This is a genomic window from Billgrantia tianxiuensis, assembly GCF_009834345.1.
Taxonomy (GTDB): Bacteria; Pseudomonadota; Gammaproteobacteria; order Pseudomonadales; family Halomonadaceae; genus Halomonas; species Halomonas tianxiuensis.
The window spans coordinates 3,324,646-3,339,936 of the sequence record NZ_CP035042.1; the positions used below are offsets into that span (position 1 = coordinate 3,324,646).

General features: G+C 68.0%; 15 protein-coding genes, 1 pseudogene and 1 riboswitch. Of the genes and pseudogenes, 1 reads left to right on the forward strand and 15 read right to left on the reverse strand.

Translation table 11 applies throughout. The features are described from left to right. Position 1: 1 nt before the first annotated feature. The 11 genes and pseudogenes from EKK97_RS15530 to EKK97_RS24865 form a co-directional block, all read right to left on the reverse strand. Entirely contained in the window at positions 2 to 871 is an 870-nt protein-coding gene (locus EKK97_RS15530) for a cobalamin-binding protein (protein ID WP_159553206.1), read from the reverse strand. A gap of 46 nt (positions 872 to 917) precedes the next feature. After that, positions 918 to 2,770, reverse strand: a pseudogene (locus EKK97_RS15535) (TonB-dependent receptor domain-containing protein). Positions 2,771 to 3,029: 259 nt separating this feature from the next. After that, positions 3,030 to 3,257: riboswitch (cobalamin riboswitch) on the reverse strand. A 52-nt stretch (positions 3,258 to 3,309) separates the two neighbouring features. Next, positions 3,310 to 3,738, reverse strand: coding sequence for a bifunctional adenosylcobinamide kinase/adenosylcobinamide-phosphate guanylyltransferase (locus tag EKK97_RS15540; protein WP_159553208.1), 429 nt, complete (start codon positions 3,736 to 3,738; stop codon positions 3,310 to 3,312). Further along, positions 3,690 to 4,331, reverse strand: coding sequence for a histidine phosphatase family protein (locus EKK97_RS15545; RefSeq protein WP_086509938.1), 642 nt, complete (start codon positions 4,329 to 4,331; stop codon positions 3,690 to 3,692). Before EKK97_RS15545 ends, EKK97_RS15540 begins: the two co-directional genes overlap by 49 nt. Beyond that, positions 4,283 to 5,038 carry an adenosylcobinamide-GDP ribazoletransferase gene (gene cobS, locus EKK97_RS15550; RefSeq protein ID WP_159553210.1) on the reverse strand — a complete coding sequence of 252 codons (756 nt, stop codon included), beginning with the start codon at positions 5,036 to 5,038 and terminating at the stop codon, positions 4,283 to 4,285. Before cobS ends, EKK97_RS15545 begins: the two co-directional genes overlap by 49 nt. Further along, positions 5,035 to 5,601 carry a bifunctional adenosylcobinamide kinase/adenosylcobinamide-phosphate guanylyltransferase gene (locus EKK97_RS15555; RefSeq protein WP_159553212.1) on the reverse strand — a complete coding sequence of 189 codons (567 nt, stop codon included), beginning with the start codon at positions 5,599 to 5,601 and terminating at the stop codon, positions 5,035 to 5,037. The genes cobS and EKK97_RS15555 overlap by 4 nt, the downstream gene beginning before the upstream one ends. Further along, positions 5,598 to 6,698: a threonine-phosphate decarboxylase CobD gene (gene cobD / locus EKK97_RS15560; protein ID WP_159553214.1), complete on the reverse strand. Its 1,101-nt coding sequence runs from the start codon at positions 6,696 to 6,698 to the stop codon at positions 5,598 to 5,600. Before cobD ends, EKK97_RS15555 begins: the two co-directional genes overlap by 4 nt. Positions 6,699 to 6,714: 16 nt before the next feature. After that, on the reverse strand, positions 6,715 to 7,695 hold the full coding sequence (cbiB, locus tag EKK97_RS15565; protein ID WP_159553216.1) for an adenosylcobinamide-phosphate synthase CbiB: 981 nt from the start codon (positions 7,693 to 7,695) through the stop codon (positions 6,715 to 6,717). Beyond that, positions 7,692 to 8,747: a nicotinate-nucleotide--dimethylbenzimidazole phosphoribosyltransferase gene (cobT, locus tag EKK97_RS15570; RefSeq protein WP_159553218.1), complete on the reverse strand. Its 1,056-nt coding sequence runs from the start codon at positions 8,745 to 8,747 to the stop codon at positions 7,692 to 7,694. Before cobT ends, cbiB begins: the two co-directional genes overlap by 4 nt. A 57-nt stretch (positions 8,748 to 8,804) precedes the next feature. Beyond that, positions 8,805 to 9,752 (reverse strand): HAD family hydrolase, encoded by a 948-nt coding sequence (locus tag EKK97_RS24860; protein WP_236551461.1) that lies wholly within the window; start codon positions 9,750 to 9,752, stop codon positions 8,805 to 8,807. After that, the gene (locus EKK97_RS24865; protein WP_236551239.1) at positions 9,731 to 11,080 is read right to left on the reverse strand and encodes a heavy metal translocating P-type ATPase; all 1,350 of its coding nucleotides are present in this window, start codon (positions 11,078 to 11,080) and stop codon (positions 9,731 to 9,733) included. The genes EKK97_RS24860 and EKK97_RS24865 overlap by 22 nt, the downstream gene beginning before the upstream one ends. A 97-nt stretch (positions 11,081 to 11,177) precedes the next feature. On the opposite strand from EKK97_RS24865, the gene EKK97_RS15580 reads away from it, so the two are divergent. Next, positions 11,178 to 12,260 carry a PA0069 family radical SAM protein gene (locus EKK97_RS15580; RefSeq protein WP_159553220.1) on the forward strand — a complete coding sequence of 361 codons (1,083 nt, stop codon included), beginning with the start codon at positions 11,178 to 11,180 and terminating at the stop codon, positions 12,258 to 12,260. 37 nt (positions 12,261 to 12,297) lie between these two features. Here the strand turns inward: EKK97_RS15580 and EKK97_RS15585 are convergent, their stop codons facing one another. From EKK97_RS15585 to EKK97_RS15600, 4 genes are all read right to left on the reverse strand, one after another. Next, the gene (locus tag EKK97_RS15585) at positions 12,298 to 12,981 is read right to left on the reverse strand and encodes a glutathione S-transferase family protein (RefSeq protein WP_159553222.1); all 684 of its coding nucleotides are present in this window, start codon (positions 12,979 to 12,981) and stop codon (positions 12,298 to 12,300) included. A 106-nt stretch (positions 12,982 to 13,087) separates the two neighbouring features. Next, positions 13,088 to 14,083, reverse strand: coding sequence for a zinc-dependent alcohol dehydrogenase family protein (locus EKK97_RS15590; protein ID WP_159553224.1), 996 nt, complete (start codon positions 14,081 to 14,083; stop codon positions 13,088 to 13,090). A 68-nt stretch (positions 14,084 to 14,151) separates the two neighbouring features. After that, positions 14,152 to 15,015: a DUF2797 domain-containing protein gene (locus EKK97_RS15595; protein ID WP_159553226.1), complete on the reverse strand. Its 864-nt coding sequence runs from the start codon at positions 15,013 to 15,015 to the stop codon at positions 14,152 to 14,154. Further along, positions 14,999 to 15,283 (reverse strand): YeaC family protein, encoded by a 285-nt coding sequence (locus tag EKK97_RS15600; RefSeq protein WP_159553228.1) that lies wholly within the window; start codon positions 15,281 to 15,283, stop codon positions 14,999 to 15,001. The genes EKK97_RS15595 and EKK97_RS15600 overlap by 17 nt, the downstream gene beginning before the upstream one ends. Positions 15,284 to 15,291: the final 8 nt, after the last annotated feature.

Consider the following 15,291-nt stretch of genomic DNA (forward strand, 5'->3'; position numbering starts at 1 on the left):
CTCAGCGCTTGGCACGGGCACGCTCGAGCTGCTCGCAGAACAGGCGGCTGCCCTCGAGCAGCCGCGGCGTGGGGCGCTGGATCAACGATGGCGGCACGAAGTAGAGATTGTCGCGTTCGACGGCGGTCAGGCTCGGATACTGCTGCCAATGGGTCAGCCAGCCGCGGTTCTCCTCGCCCATGCCGCCGGCCAGGATCGCCTCGGGGTCGGCGGCCAGCACCGACTCGTCGTCGATGCGCGGCACCAGCCGCGACAGCTCGCCAAACACGTTGACCCCGCCGCATAGGGTCAGCACCTTGCCGATCAGGTGCTCGTCGTTGATGGTCATCAGCGGCTCGTCCCACACCTGGTAGAACACCGATATCGGCTCGGCATCGGCGTAGCGCCCGGCCAGCGCCGCCATGCCGTCGCGGAACTCGGCCGCCACGCGATCGCCCTGCTCGCGGGTATCGGCCAGCAGCGCCAGACGCTCGACGGCGCTGGAAACTCCCTCGAAGTCCCGCGGCTCGATGTAGAACACCGGCATGCCCAGCGCCTCGATGGTCTCGAGCTGCTCGGGAGGGTTGCCGGTCATCCAGCCGATCACCAGGTCGGGGGTCAGCGTCACCAGGGTCTCCAGATCCATGCGGGTATGGCTGCCCACCGACGGTACGTCCCTGGCTTCGGGCGGATAGTCGCTGAAGGCCACCACCGCCACCACCTTCTCCCCCGCCCCGGCGGCGTAGACCAGCTCGGTGGCACCGGGCGAGAGCGCGGCGATGCGCTCGGCAGGCTGGTCAAGACACACCTCACGGTCGCGGTCGTCGATGGCGCACAGCGAACCGGCACGCGCCTCGCCGGCCACCGGCCCCGACAGGGCCAGTGCCAGCAAGGCACAGGAAAATGCAGCGGGGCCAAGGGCCCCGCCGAATCGACCCTTACTGGCCGAAGTGGACACTGACGAAGGCCGCACGGCCGGCGTTGAGGTAGTCACGGGAAGTTTCGTACTCCTTGTCCAGGGCGTTCTCCACCGTCAGGCGAGCCGACCACAGCGGGGCGAACTGCCACCCGGCGCGCAGGTTGACCAGCCCGAAGCCACCGATGCGATCCTGGTTCTCGGCATCATTGTAGCGATACCCCTGAACGATCCAGGAGCCGCCCAGCGACCACTCGCCCAGCTCGCGATCCACGTCGAAACGTGCGCTCTGGCTGGCCCGGCGCTGGATACGATTGCCCGCATTGGCTCCGCTACGATTTTCCGGATCGATCCAGGTCAGGGCCGTCTGCAAGGTCCAGTGCTGGAGTTCGACACCTGTCGCGAGTTCGATACCTCGAATACGGGCCTCGTTGACATTCATGGGGGTCCAGCGGAACGGGTCGGCGGGGTCGGGCGTCCAGGCGATGAGATCGTCGATATCGCTCTGGTAAACGGCCAGATCCCAGAAGCCGCTGCGATACTGGCCTCTGGCACCCAGCTCGAAGGTACGGGAAGTCTCGGCATTGACGTCCGGATTGCCCTCGCTGCCCCACTCGTCCCGGTAGTAGAGATCATTGAACGTAGGCGCGCGGAAGGCAGTGCCGTAGCTGGCGCGGAGCGTATGGTGAGCGTCGAACTCGAACCCAGTGCGATGCCCCCGGTCAGTTCCCGACCAAAGGCTTCGTTGTCATCGTGACGCAAACTCGCCTGGACCGAGAAGGGGTCGAAGTCGAGCAGCGCTTGGGCATACACGGCGACATTGTCGCGGCTTTCCTCGACGAAATCGTCGGTCGCCTCGATGGCATCATGCATGTACTCGGAGCCTACCACCAGCTGATGGGGGCCGAAATCCAGGGTATTGTCCCAGCGAGCCGCCCGGCTGCGCGTATCGAAAAAGCTGGTGCCGGTGGGGTAGCTCGTATCCTGCTCATCGCGGGATTCACTCAGTGTGAGACGGCTACGCCAGGTGTCGGTGAACGGGATTTCGCCATAGATGCCGGCGACCTGTTGGACAAAGTCCGTATCGGACGGCGCCCCGAAGCGATCGAACTCCGTGTTGCCACGGGTACGCAATGCCAGCACACCTACTTCCACTTCATTTTCGAAAGTATGGGCAATACGCGCCAGCGCTGACGTGTTGTCGTACCCCTTGTCCTCGCTATCACGACGTACCGGCGTTCCATCGGTGGTGAAATGACTGCCGGCAAAGCTGTAGCGTGTGCCGCCGCTGCTACCGGAGAGCCCGGCGCTGTAGCGCTGGGTGTTGAAGGAGCCGCCGCCCACCGAGACGCGTGGGTGCGGACCGCCCTCCTGCGCTTCATGAGTGAACAGCTGCACCACGCCGCCCACCGCATCGGCCCCGTAGAGGCTGCCCCGCGGGCCACGCACGATCTCGGCGCGCTGGAACATGCGCGGGTCGAGGAACTGCCAGGCCGCGCCGCCCGCCGTCGCCGAACGCAGGCGAATGCCGTCGATCATCAGCAGCGTCGACTCGTTGCCGGTACCCCGCAGGTAGACGCTGCTGTTCTTGCCGAAGCTGCCGTTGGTGATGACGTCCACCCCCGGCTGACCGCGCAGCATATCGGTAACGCTGGTGGGATCCTGCCGGCGCAGGGTGGCCTCGTCGAGCACGGTCACCGAGGAGAGCGTCTCGTCGGCGGTACGCGGCGCCAGGGTAGCGGTGATCACCATCGGGTTGAGCGCGACGGTGTCGGTTTCTTCGGCGGTGGTGGCCTGGGCCTGAACGGCCAGAGGAAGCGCTGCCAGGCCGAAGGCGGCCAGGCCCTGCGCGGCCAGGTGATGTCTGGTTTTCATTTCGATTCCCTTGCTCGCCGTGCCTACCCGCACGGTCTTCTAGGCGAAGCCGGGATGGCGTGAAGGGGATCGAGAAAGGGAGAGGTGCGGCCCTGCCTCGAGGTAGCCCACCGCAACCCGGCATGAGGGAAACACCTACAAATGCCTGCGCGAGCGAATCGCTGCGTTGCGCGCTGCTCAAAATCCTCACCTATACCACATAGGCTCCGGTTTTTGCGCTGCGTGCGCCTTGCGCTTCATCCCGCTCGGCGATTTGTAAGATGTTTCCCGCTCTCAGGCCGGTCTCCGGGCTGACGAGTGAAGCGCCGACTACACGCTTCGGGTCCATCGCCTTCCCATGCAAAGCACAGTGGCGTGATGATGGACCTGCACTCGATCACCGTTGCGGGGCAGCGTCGGAATGCGCCTCTTCGACTTGCAAAGAGGACCACCGACTTCCCGTTTAACCTCGATAGGACAATGAGGCGCCTGAGAGTGGGCGTAAGCTAACAACAGCGCCGACGAACGTCAACGCACCGTTGCGCTCAGGCTGATATAGATCAACAACTTAGCTCTTTCACCAGTCCGTTCCATACGTACCACACCCGCTCGCAGCGGGCCGCGGTATCCTGGGCCAGCCAGCCGTTGAGGTCGCGCAGGCGCCTGTTATCCAGGCCGAGCGGCACGATACCGCGGCCCATCTCGAGCAGGATCAGCACCGCCTGGCCGCCCTGTTCGGCCTCCCAGGCCCGCAGCGCATCGAGCTCCCGCACCATGGCCTGGCGCAGCCGGTCGTCGTCGGGCTCGGCGGCGAGCCGCTCGCCGATCCAGCGCTCCCAGCCCTCCAGCACCAGGCATGCGGTGTCGGCAACCGAAGGCCACGCCTCGAGCCGGTCTCGCGCATGGGCGGAGTGCCAATGCGGGGCGTCGAAGCGTTGCCTTACGACGCCGCGCTTGCCGGCGCAGGTACCGCCGATGAAGAGCTGCATTGCCAGCGCCCTCCGTCATGAGTGAAGGTGAATCGGCGCCCCTCGGCCTGAACGACGCCGCCCTCCCAGAAGCCGATGCCCTCGAAGCGGCGGCGCAGCTCGCGAATCACGCCGCCATGGCAGACCACCAGCACGCGATGGTGGTCGTGTGGCGAGCAGCCGTTCACGAGGTCGGCGAACCAGTCGTCGAGCCGCTGGCGCAGCTCGGCGGTGGATTCGCCGCCGGGCGGCGGCTGCTGGCCTTCGCTGTCGATCCAGGCGCGATAGAAGGGCTGCGACTTCAGCTCATCATAGGTGCGCCCCTCGTAGTCGCCGAAGTCGAGCTCGCGCAGGCGCGCATCGAAGTGCGTCGGCCAGGCCCGCTCGCGCCCTTCGACCACGTGCGCCAGGGTCTGCCGGCAGCGGGTCAAATCGCTGCAGTGCACGGCATCGAAGGTTTGCTCCTCCAGCGCCTCGCGCAGCCGGTCGAGACCAGGCAAGGCCTCGGGCAGCAGCAGCGGGATGTCGCGCTGCCCCTGGTAGCGACGCTCGCGATTCCACTGCGTCACCCCGTGACGAACGACCACCAGCTCCAGGCGACCAGCAGCAGCCATAGCTCTCCTCCCTCGATTGCGGTTCCGACGATATCGCCGTTGATGCCCTTGAAGGCGCGCAGCATGCCCCAGGCATAGAGCATCAGGAACGGCGCCAGTGCAAGGCACAGCCACACGCCTCCCGGCACCAGTGCGGCCAGCGGCAGCAGCGGCAGCGCCGCAAGCCAGAGATCGCGCGGTGAAAGATCGCGCTTCCAGCTGGCGGCCATGCCCTCGGGCCGCGCCGCCGGGGCCAGCACCAGCAGCGCCACGGCAGAAAAGCGCCCCAGCCCCAGGATCATCACCAGCAGCAGCAGGCTGGCGCCGGCTTGGAGCAGCACGAACAGCAGCGCAGCCTTCCACAGCAGCAGGAACACCAGCGCCAGGATGCCGAAGCTGCCCACATGGGGATCCTTCATGATCTCCCACTTGCGCTCCAGCGGCGCGTTGCTGCCCAGGGCGTCGGCCACGTCCATCAGGCCGTCCAGGTGCAGCCCGCCGGAGAGCGCCACCCACAGCGTGAGCAGGGCCAGCGCCAGCAGCGGCGCGGGCAGCAGGTTCTCGAGCAGCGCGGCTGTCGCCAGCAGGCCGCCGAGCAGCATGCCCACCAGCGGATAGCATCGCACCGCCCAGCGCCGGGTGGCCGGCGTCCAGGGGCAGGCGAACGGCAGCGGCAGGCGGGTGAGGAACTGCAGCGCCAGCACCAGGCCAAAGGCGGCGTCTTTCATGAGCGCTCCTCACCACGGCGTTTCCACACCTGCGGCAGCCCGGCCATCACCTGGATCACCTCATCCGCCTCCTGTGCCACCAGGCGGTGGACTCGCTGCAGAAAGGCCAGGTAGCGCCATACTTCGGCGTCCTCAGGGGGCATGCCCTCGTTGACGTCGTTGGAGACGATCACCAGCGCCACGTCGCGTCGCCGGGCCTCGGCCAGCAGGCGCTCGATCATGGCGATGCCCTGCACCTCGGCGAGCTCGCTGGCATGACTGGCATGCTCGCTGGAATAGAGCAGTTGGCTGGCCCACAGGGTCAGGCAGTCGAGCAACAGCGTGCTGCCGGTCTCCACCCGCTCGAGGGCGGCGATGAGATCCACCGGCTCCTCCAGGGTGATCCAGCCCTCGCCCCGGGCTTGCCGATGGCGACCGATGCGGGCCTGCCACTCGTCGCTGCCGCTCATGGCGGTCGCCAGGTAGTAGCGGGCCCCGCCCCGCTCGGCCTGCCAGCGCCGCGCCAGGGCTTCGGCATGGGTGCTCTTGCCGGAGCGCGCCCCGCCGCTGATGAAAGCGATCATGGATGTCTCCAACGCGCGATGGCCTCGACCAGCGCCCGGTTCTCCGGCCGCGAGCGCACCGCCACCCGCAGCCAGGCGCCCTCGAGGCCGATGAAATGGTGGGTATGACGGACGAGAATGCCGCCGCGCGCCAGGTGTTCCAGCAGCGCCGGCATCGACCCGCCGCGAGCATCCTGGAGCCGAGCATCCCTGAACAACAGGAAGTTGGCGTGGGACGGCACGACGTCGAGCCCCAGCGCCGCGAGCTCGCCCTGCAGCCAGGGGCGCTCGGCGTCGAGCCAGGCGCGGGTTCGCGCAAGATAGTCCCGGTCCGCCAACAGCGGCGCGACCAACCCCGCCGCCAGAGCGTTGACGCTCCACGGCGGCTGCAACTCGGCAATAGCGTTTACCGCTGCGGCTGAGCCCAGCAGGTAGCCCAGCCGCAGGCCGGGAATGGCGTAAAGCTTGGTCATCGAGCGCAGCAGCAGCAGGTTGTCGAAGCGAGCCAGCAGCGGCGTGAGTCGCTCGTCCGGCGTGACGAAATCGACGAACGCCTCGTCCACCACCAGCATGGCGCCGTGGCTACGGCCCGTCGCCAGCAGGCGCTCGACGACCCCGCGCTCGATCAGCGTTCCGGTGGGGTTGTTGGGGCGACACAGGAACAGCGCGCCGGCATCGCGCATGGCCTCATCGGCACGTGCCTCATCCAGCGCAAAACTGCCCGGCGCCAGCTCGACATGCTCCACGGCGATGCCGTAGTGGCGGCAGGCCCGCTCATACTCGCCGAAGGTGGGCTGCACGATCGCGGCCCGACGCACCCCCTGCCTGGCCAGCAGCGCCGCAGCGAGGAAGATCGCCTCGGCGCCGCCGTTGGTGAGCCTTACCTGCTTGGGCCCGAGCCCTTCGCTCATGGCGATAGCGTCTCGCGCCTCGCAATAGTCAGGGTCGGGATAGACGGCGAGTTCCGTCACGCAGGCGGCGAGCCGCTGCGCCAGCCAGGGCGGCGGCCCCAGCGGGTTGAGGTTGGCACTGAAGTCGATGACCTCACTGTCGCCAGCGAGGCCGAAGCGCGGCAGCAGCTGCTCGGGGCGCCCGCCATGGCTCGGCCAGTCGCTCATGCGTCTCCCCCCTCGCTCATGCCCAGGCGCTCCGCACTCCGGCCACAGCGGCCATCAGCAGGAAGAACACCGCCCAGGCGCCATGCATGTGGCGCACGGCACGTTCGATATGGACGACCCGCAGCGGCTCGTGCGGCTCGCCCAGCCTTACCCGCTCTGAGACCCGACCGCCGTAGGTATTGGTGCCGCCGAGCTGCACGCCGAGCAGGTACGCCATCATCGCTTCGGGCCAGCCGGCGTTGGGGCTGGGGTGGCCCGGCGCCTCGCGCCAGGTGCCGGCCAGTGCCCCTCGCCAGCGCGCCCCCGGCAGCGCCAGGGCGGCCAGCCACATGCTCAGGGCGGTGAGCCGGGCCGGCACCCAGTTGGCCAGGTCGTCGAGCCTGGCCGAAGCGTAGCCGAAATCGGCGTAGCGCTCGCTGCGATGGCCGACCATGGAGTCCAGGGTGTTCACCGCCTTGTAGGCCAGCGCCAGCGGCGCCCCGCCGAGCAGCGCCCAGAACAGCGGCGCGGTGATGCCATCGACCGTGTTCTCGGCCACGGTTTCCACCGTGGCCCGGGTCACGCCGGCCTCGTCGAGGGTATCGGTATCGCGCCCGACGATCATCGCAACGGCCCGGCGCGCACCTGTGAGGTCGCCCTTGACCAGCGGGTCGGCCACCACGAAGGCGGCATCGCGCAGCCCCTTGATGGCAAGCGCGCTGGCCAGCAACAGCAGTTCGCCGATGCGCCCAAGCCAGGGGTGCAGCCAGGCGAGCAGCGTCAGCCCACTCCAGGCCAGCGCATAGACGAGCGCCACCACGCAACCGGTGAGCAGAAAGCCCTTGCAGCGACGGGCTCGCGGGCTGCCGTGGTTCCAGCGACGCTCCAGCACCTCGATCAGCCGCCCCATGGCGACCACCGGATGGGGAAGCCAGCGCGGGTCGCCGATGAGCAGATCCAGCGCGATGGCCCCCAGCAGCAGTGCCAGTAGGGCCAGGCTCAGCGGCTCGACACTCATGCCTCGGCGCCACCGGCGGCCACCCCGGCCGAATCGAAGGTGGCCATCTCGCTCAGCATGCGGCAGGCGGCTTCGAGCAGCGGGAAAGCGAGCGCCGCCCCGGTGCCCTCGCCCAGGCGCAGCTGCATGTCGAGCAGCGGCTCGGCCTCGAGCAGCTCCAGCGCCACGTCGTGGCCCGGCTCGCAGGAACGGTGGCCGAAGATCAGGTAGCCGCGCAGCGCAGGCGCGAGGCGGCAGGCCACCAGCGCCGCCACCGTGGCGATGAAGCCATCGACCAGGATCGGCATGCGCCGGGCGGCCGCACCCAGGTAGGCGCCGGCCATGGCGGCGATCTCCAGCCCGCCGAGCTTGACCAGCACTTCCATGGGCCGGGTGGGGTCGGCATCGCGAGCCGCCAGGGCGCTTTCGATCACCCCGGCCTTGTGAGCCAGGCGCGCAGGGGCGATACCCGTGCCCTGGCCGACCAGGCGACTCGCTGGCCGGCCGCTCAGCGCCGCCAGCAAGGCGCTGCTCGCGGTGGTGTTGGCAATGCCCATCTCACCGACGATCAGGCAGCGGCAGCCGGCGGCGTGACTGCGCGCGGCGGCACGTATGCCGACCTCGATGGCGCGCTGGGCCTCGGCCAGGCTCATGGCATCCTCGCGGGCGAAATTGGCGGTGCCGGGACGCACCTTGTCGTGGACCACGCCCTCACCTTCGACGGTACCCTTCACGCCGACATCGACGACCTCGAGCCGTGCCGCGATCTGCCGGGCAAAGACGTTGATGGCGGCACCGCCAGCGGCGAAATTGGCCACCATCTGCGCGGTGACCTCCTGGGGAAAGGCCGACACCCCCTCCTCGGCCACGCCATGGTCGGCGGCGAAGACGATCACCCCGGGCGGGCTCACCGCAGGCGCAGCGCTGCCGCTCAGACAGGCAAGCTGGATGACCAGCGATTCGAGACGACCCAGGCTGCCGGGGGGCTTGGTGAGGTTGTCGAGGCGTGTCTGCACGGTGGGGGCAAGAGCGTCATCGACCGGTACGATGGCGGCCAGGGTATCGGCAAGCATGAGCGTATCCTGATAGGGCGTGGAGCAGCCGCCATCTTAACAGGCTGGCTCGGCCTGTCACGGCGCCGTGCCCAGCGCTCCCACCTGCTGGCTCTGCTGTCGCGCCTGAGGCTCCCGCTCGCCGGCCAGGGCCAGGCGTGCCGAATTCGCCACCACGCTGAGCGAGCTGGCCACCATGGCCAGCACCGCTATCAGAGGCGGAATCGGCATGGCCACCGCCAGCCCCAGTGCCAGCAGGTTGTAGATGCCGGAGAGCACCAGATTCTGGCGCATCACCCGGCGCGTGCGGTGCGCCAGGCGCCAGGCCACCTCGACCCCGGCCACCCCGGGCTTGAGCAGCGCCACGCTGGCGCCCTCCTGCACCGTGCTGTTGGCACCCAGCGGCGCCACGCCGACGCTGGCGGTGGCTAGACCCACCACGTCGTTGAGCCCGTCGCCGACGTAGAGCGACGGCTGCGGCATGGCCGCCAGCAGCTTGGCCTTGGCCTCGGGGCTGCGCCCGGCATAGCACTCCTCCGCTTTCATGCCCACCGCATCCGCCAGCCGCCTCACCGCCGGCGCCCTGTCGCCGCTGATCAGCGCCAGCGCGAGGCCGTGACGGCGCAGCTCGGCCAGCGTTTCTGCGGTGCCGAGCAGGGCCGTCTCGCCCAGGGTGAAGCGAGCCGACAGGGCACCGTCGCAGGCCAGCAGTACTTCGCTCTCTCCCGAGTCGGCGGCCTGCTCGGTGGCAACGCCCTGCTCGGCGAGCCAGGCACGGCTGCCCAGCAGCAGCTCTCGCCCGTCGCCAAGTGAGACCCGGCGCCCGCGTCCGCCGACCTCCTCGGCCTGCACGATCTCGAGCTCCCCGCCCGCCCCGGCATCCTGGGCCCCTCGGGCATCTTGAATATCTTGCACATCTTGAACATAGCGACGCACGGCCCGCGCCAACGGGTGCTCGCTGCCACGCGCCGCCACCGAGGCCAGCGCCAGCAGCTCCGGTTCAGTCAGGTTGGCCGCCGAGTGCATGGCCTGCACCTGCGGCTCTCCGGCGGTGAGGGTGCCGGTCTTGTCGAAGGCGGCGCTGCGGATTCGCGCCAGCGTCTCGAAGGCCCCGGGTCGCGAATCACTACGCCGCGCTCCAGGGCCTGGCCGCTACCCGCCAGACCGGCCAGGGGAATCGCCAGGCCCACGGCACAGGGGCAGGCCACCACCAGCACCGACAGCGCCCTCACCCAGGCCTCCTCGGTCGGCACGCCGGCCAGCCAGGTCGCCACCAGGGTAAGCAATGCCAGCACCACCGCCAGGGGGCTGAGCCAGCCGGCGAAGCGATCCGCCAGCCGTTGCAGCTCGCCCTTGCGCGCCTGCTGCCACCACATCTGCTCGCGCAGCCGGTCCAGACGACACTCGCCGGCGGGCGCGGTGACCTCGAATACCAGCGCCGCGCCGAGGTTACGGCAGCCGGCCGCCACGGCATCGCCCGGCAGGCAGCGCCGCGGCGCGCTTTCGCCGGTCAGCGGTGAGAGGTCGAGCAGCGCTTCGCCATCGCGGAGGACGCCATCCAGCGGCAGGGTCTCGCCGGGCTCGACGCACAGCCGATCCCCCACCGCCACCGCTTCCAGCGCACGGGACTGCCAGGCATCCGCCACCCAGCGCTGCACCTGCGCCGGCGGCCGATGCAGTGCCTGGAGCGCACGCAGCCCGCGGTGGCGACATAGCGTTTCCACCAGCCGGCCGACCAGTAGCAGAGTGACCAACATCACGGCGGTATCGAAATAGACCTCCGGCGAGCCCAGCATCAGCAGCCACAGCGAGACACCTACCGCCGTCAGCGCCCCCAGCGACACCAACGCATCCATGCCAGGCCTGCGAGCCCTGATCGTACGCCACCCGGCACGGTAGAACGGAAAGGCCACGTAGCTGACCACCGGCAACGCAAAGGCGCCGGACACCCAGGCCATGACCAGTTCCAGTCGCGGGCTTGGCATGGCGCCGACATAGATCAGCAGCGAGGCGAGCATGGTCCACATGCCGAAGGCCACGGCCATCAGCAGCCGCAGGGTGAGATAGCGGCTCTCGGCGTCGAGCCGCGCTTCGGCATCGGCTACCGCCTCGGGCGGACCGAGGCGGTAGCCGAGACGGCGTACGGCAGCCGCCAGCCGGGGCTCGTCGAGGGCCTCCGGCTCACCTTCCACCAGCAGGGTAGCACTGGGGTAGTGCACGCTGGCGGCGCCAATCCCGGGCAGCCGCTTCAATTGGGCCTCGACGGCCAGCGCACAGCTGGTGCACCACAACCCCTGCACCGAATACAGGGCTTCGGCGCGGCGGGTGGACGGGGAATCGGGAGTTGGCATCATGCTCAACAGCGTAACGACCCACGGCCATTTATCCAGCGTTGGCGCTTCGTGAATGAGCCGATATACTGTATATAAATACACTATTGAGGTCGCCGCCATGCCGCAGTTCGACCAGCAGCAGCCGCGCAAGGGACGCGGCGCCACCTATAACCCCGACAACCGCTTCGCGCCCACGCACAGTGAAACGGAGGACGACGGCTGGTGGCAGGAGGAGATGCCGACGCGCCTGGCCACCGTGGTCAGCAACGAACAGGCCCGCAGCGCGCTTTCCTGGAACGATTCGCCGGATATTGGCTTCGATCGCTCGCTGAACCCGTACCGAGGCTGCGAGCATGGCTGCATCTACTGCTACGCGCGACCCAGTCACGCTTACTGGGATCTTTCCCCCGGGATCGACTTCGAAACCCGGCTGATCGCTCGCAGCGGCCTGGTGGAGCGGCTACATGAGGAGTTCTGCAAGCTCAGCTACGTGTGCCGGCCCATCGCCCTGTCCGGCAATACCGACTGCTACCAGCCGCTGGAAGCGGAGCGTGGTTCCACCCGCAAGATACTGGCCTTCCTGCTCGAATGCCGCCATCCGGTCTCGATCATCACCAAAAGCGCCCTGATCCTGCGCGACCTGGACCTGCTGGCCGAGCTGGCGCGCCTGCGTCTGGTCAGAGTAGCGATAAGCCTCACCAGCCTGGATACCGAGCTCAAGCGTAGCCTGGAGCCGCGCGCCGCCTCTCCTGCGGCCCGCCTACGTACCGTCGAGCGCTTGAAGGACGCCGGCATCCCGGTAGGTGTCATGGTCGCACCGATCATTCCGGGCTTGACCGACCACGAGCTGGAGCGCCTGCTCGAGGCGGCGCGCGATGCCGGGGCGGAGTCTGCCGGATGGACGCTGCTGCGCCTGCCGCGGGAAGTGGCGCCGCTATTCGATGAATGGTTGCAGGCGCATTATCCGCAGCGTGCCGGCAAGGTGATGAGCCTGATGCGACAATGCCGGGGAGGCGCCGATTACGACAGCCGCTTCGGCAAGCGCATGCGCGGCGAGGGCATCTTCGCTCAGCTCATCGCCCAGCGCTTCGAAAAGGCTTGTCGCCGCCTGGGGCTCAACGACCCCGAGAAGCGCGACTCGCGCCAGTTGGACACCACGGCCTTCAGGCCGCCCCGAGCCCAGGGCGACCTGTTCGAATGAGCCGGCAACGTGGAAGAGAAACGAGCCAGGCGGAGGATCAGCCAGGCCGCCGATCCTCTATGATGATGCCGTTCTGCTGGACTTCGGCCTCGTGAGCCGCCTCTCGCCATGGCTCGGCCAGCGCCTCCTCATACCACTGCTGCATGGCAGGTAGCGACAGCAGCCGGGAGACGTAATCCATCGAGGGCGCACCGAGTTCCAGCCCGAAACTCTGTACCCGGAATGCCACCGGCGCAAAGAAGGCATCCACCGCAGTGAAGGACTCACCCGCCAGGAAAGGTCCCCCGAAACGGGAGAGCCCCTGCTGCCAGAGTTCATCGAGGCGAGCCAGGTTGCCTGCCAAGGCATCCGGCATATGGTGCAGCTTCACCCTGACGCCGCAGTTCATTGGACACAGGCTGCGCAGGGCGGAAAATCCGGCGTGCATCTCGCTGCTGGCACAGCGAGCCCAGGCGCGTGCCTCCTCGTCGGCGGGCCATACGCCGGCGTGGCGCTCGGCCAGGTATTCGACGATCGCCAGTGACTCCCAGACGGTGCGTTCGCCATCCTCCAGACAGGGCACCAGCCCGGAGGGTGAGAAAGCGCGAAAGGTGCTCCAGTTCGAGTCAGACTCGAAGGGGGTCAGGCGCTCCTCAAAGGGGATGTCCAATTGGCGCATCAACACCCAAGGGCGTAGCGACCAGGAAGAGTAGTTCTTGTTGGCAATATGCAGGCGATACATGTCAGTTACCGTCACCTAGGGGAGGCATGACAGCATAGCCTGCCAATCTGACTCTCTGCCAGACGGATCGTTGGAAAACCTCGTCGCCGTTCAGCAAGAGCGCCAGTCAAGGGATCAGCACCGCAGCCCCCGTCAGCCTTCCTTCGCGCAGGTCGGCCAGGGCCTGGTTGGCCTGCGCCAGGGGGTAGGCATGCGTCTCGGTGCGTATCGGAACCGTGGGCGCCAGCGCCAGGAACTCCTCGCCATCCTGGCGGGTGAGATTGGCCACCGACTTGACGCTGCGCTCCTGCCACAACAGGCGATAGGGAAAGGCGGGAATATCGGACATGTGAATCCCCCCGGAAACGACCGCCCCACCAGGGCGCACCTGAGCCAGGGCCAGCGGTACCAGCTCGCCCACCGGCGCGAACAGCAGCGCGGCATCAAGGGGCTCCGGCGGCGTCTGGTCGGCATCGCCGGCCCACACCGCACCGAGCCGCAGCGCGAAGGCCTGAGCCGCGTCGTCGCCCGGACGGGTGAAGGCATAGACCCGCTGCCCACGTGCCACGGCGAGCTGTACGAGGATATGCGCCGCGGCGCCGAAGCCATAGATTCCTAGGTGGCGATTTTCTTCACCGCCTGCCAGGCGCCAAGTGCGATAGCCGATCAGCCCCGCGCAAAGCAGCGGCGCGGCGGCCTGGGCGTCCTCCGCCATCAGCGGAAAGCAGTAGCGGGCATCGGCCACGCCGTATTCGGCATAGCCGCCATCAAGGGTATAACCGGTAAATCGAGCTTGAGTGCAGAGATTTTCGCGGCCGGCCAGACAGGCCTCGCATTCGCCGCAGGTCCAGCCCAGCCAGGGCACGCCGATGCGCATGCCGGGCGCCAGGTGGTTGACGCCTTGCCCCACCGCCGTGATCTCGCCGACGATCTCGTGACCAGGCACCAGCGGCAGACGCGGCGAAGGGAGCTCGCCATCCACGACGTGCAGGTCGGTGCGGCACACGCCGCAGGCCAGCACACGATACTGCACCTGGCCCGCCTCGGGCTCAGGCCGGGATACCCACTCCAGCTGCAGCGGCTGGCCCGGGCCATGCAACCGCATGGCGCGCATCTGGCTCATGGCAGCCCCCCTTGGAAGAAGTCTCTCACGGGAGCATAGCGCAGCCTCTCGGCTACGTTCAGTTCAGATCAGCTCACCGCCACTTCATAGCCGGTGAACTTGCGCAGGTTGATCACACCCGTGTCGAGGATCAGGTACTGCCCCTTGAGGCCCAGCAGCGTACCGCTCACCCGCGCCTGCTTGTCGAAGTTGTGCGAAACGATCTTGCGCGGGAATTCCAGCACCGGATAGTCGAAAGTGACCGGCGCCTCGTCGAGCGCTCGGATGGTATCGACACCGAAACGTTCACGCAGCCGTCCGAGCCCGCCGTCGAGACGGGCCAGGAGGCGATCACGCTCGGCCAGGAGATCAAGCGCCTCCACCTCGCCCTTGAGCATGGCGCGCCAGTTGGTGCGGTCGGCCACCTCTTCCTTGAACAGCACTTCGACCAGGCCGGACTGCTGGCGCGTCTCCACCGTCAGGATGGGCAACGCCTGGATCGCCCCCTGGTCGAGCCAACGCGTCGGCACCTGGGTGCCCCGGGTGATGCCTACCTTGAGCCCCGAGGAGTTAGCCAGATAGATCACATGCGGCTGGAAGCAGTGGCGCTCGGCCCACTCGGGCTCGCGGCAGGTGCCGGCATCGAAGTGACAGGTCTCGGGCTTGACGATACAGGTATCGCACTGGGCCAGCTTCTTGAAGCAGGGGTAGCAGTAGCCCTGGGCGAAGCTTTTCTTCGTCGCCCGGCCACAGTGGGTGCAGGCGATGGCGCCCGTCCAGTTCAGCTCGAGCGGCTGGCCCAGGCGCGCATTGAGGTCCAGGCGATGCTCGCCGGCACGCAGCGTATACCTGACGGGCCCGCCCGGCTCCCCGGGTGCGATGGCCATCTTGCTCAGGCAGCCCTGCACGACCGGAGCCGCTTCTATCCGTCCACCTTCAATCACGGCTGGCATCCCGAGCCAGCCCCGCGAGTTCGGGCGGCACATCGGTGCCGCTGCTGGCACTGCCGCAGGTGCGCTGCTGCAGATACCCGACCCGCAGCTCCTCGGGCACGTTGTTCTCGTGCTCGTAGCGAATCACCGCCTCGAGGCAGAGCTCGGTCTGCTCCGCAGTCAGCCTGCGCCCATCAGGCCACTTGCGCAGCGCCACCGCCTGCTTGAGGCTGTCGTAGATGGCCGGCGTCATCTGCCGGATCATGCGCTCGAAGGTCATATCGCTCATTGGGGAAA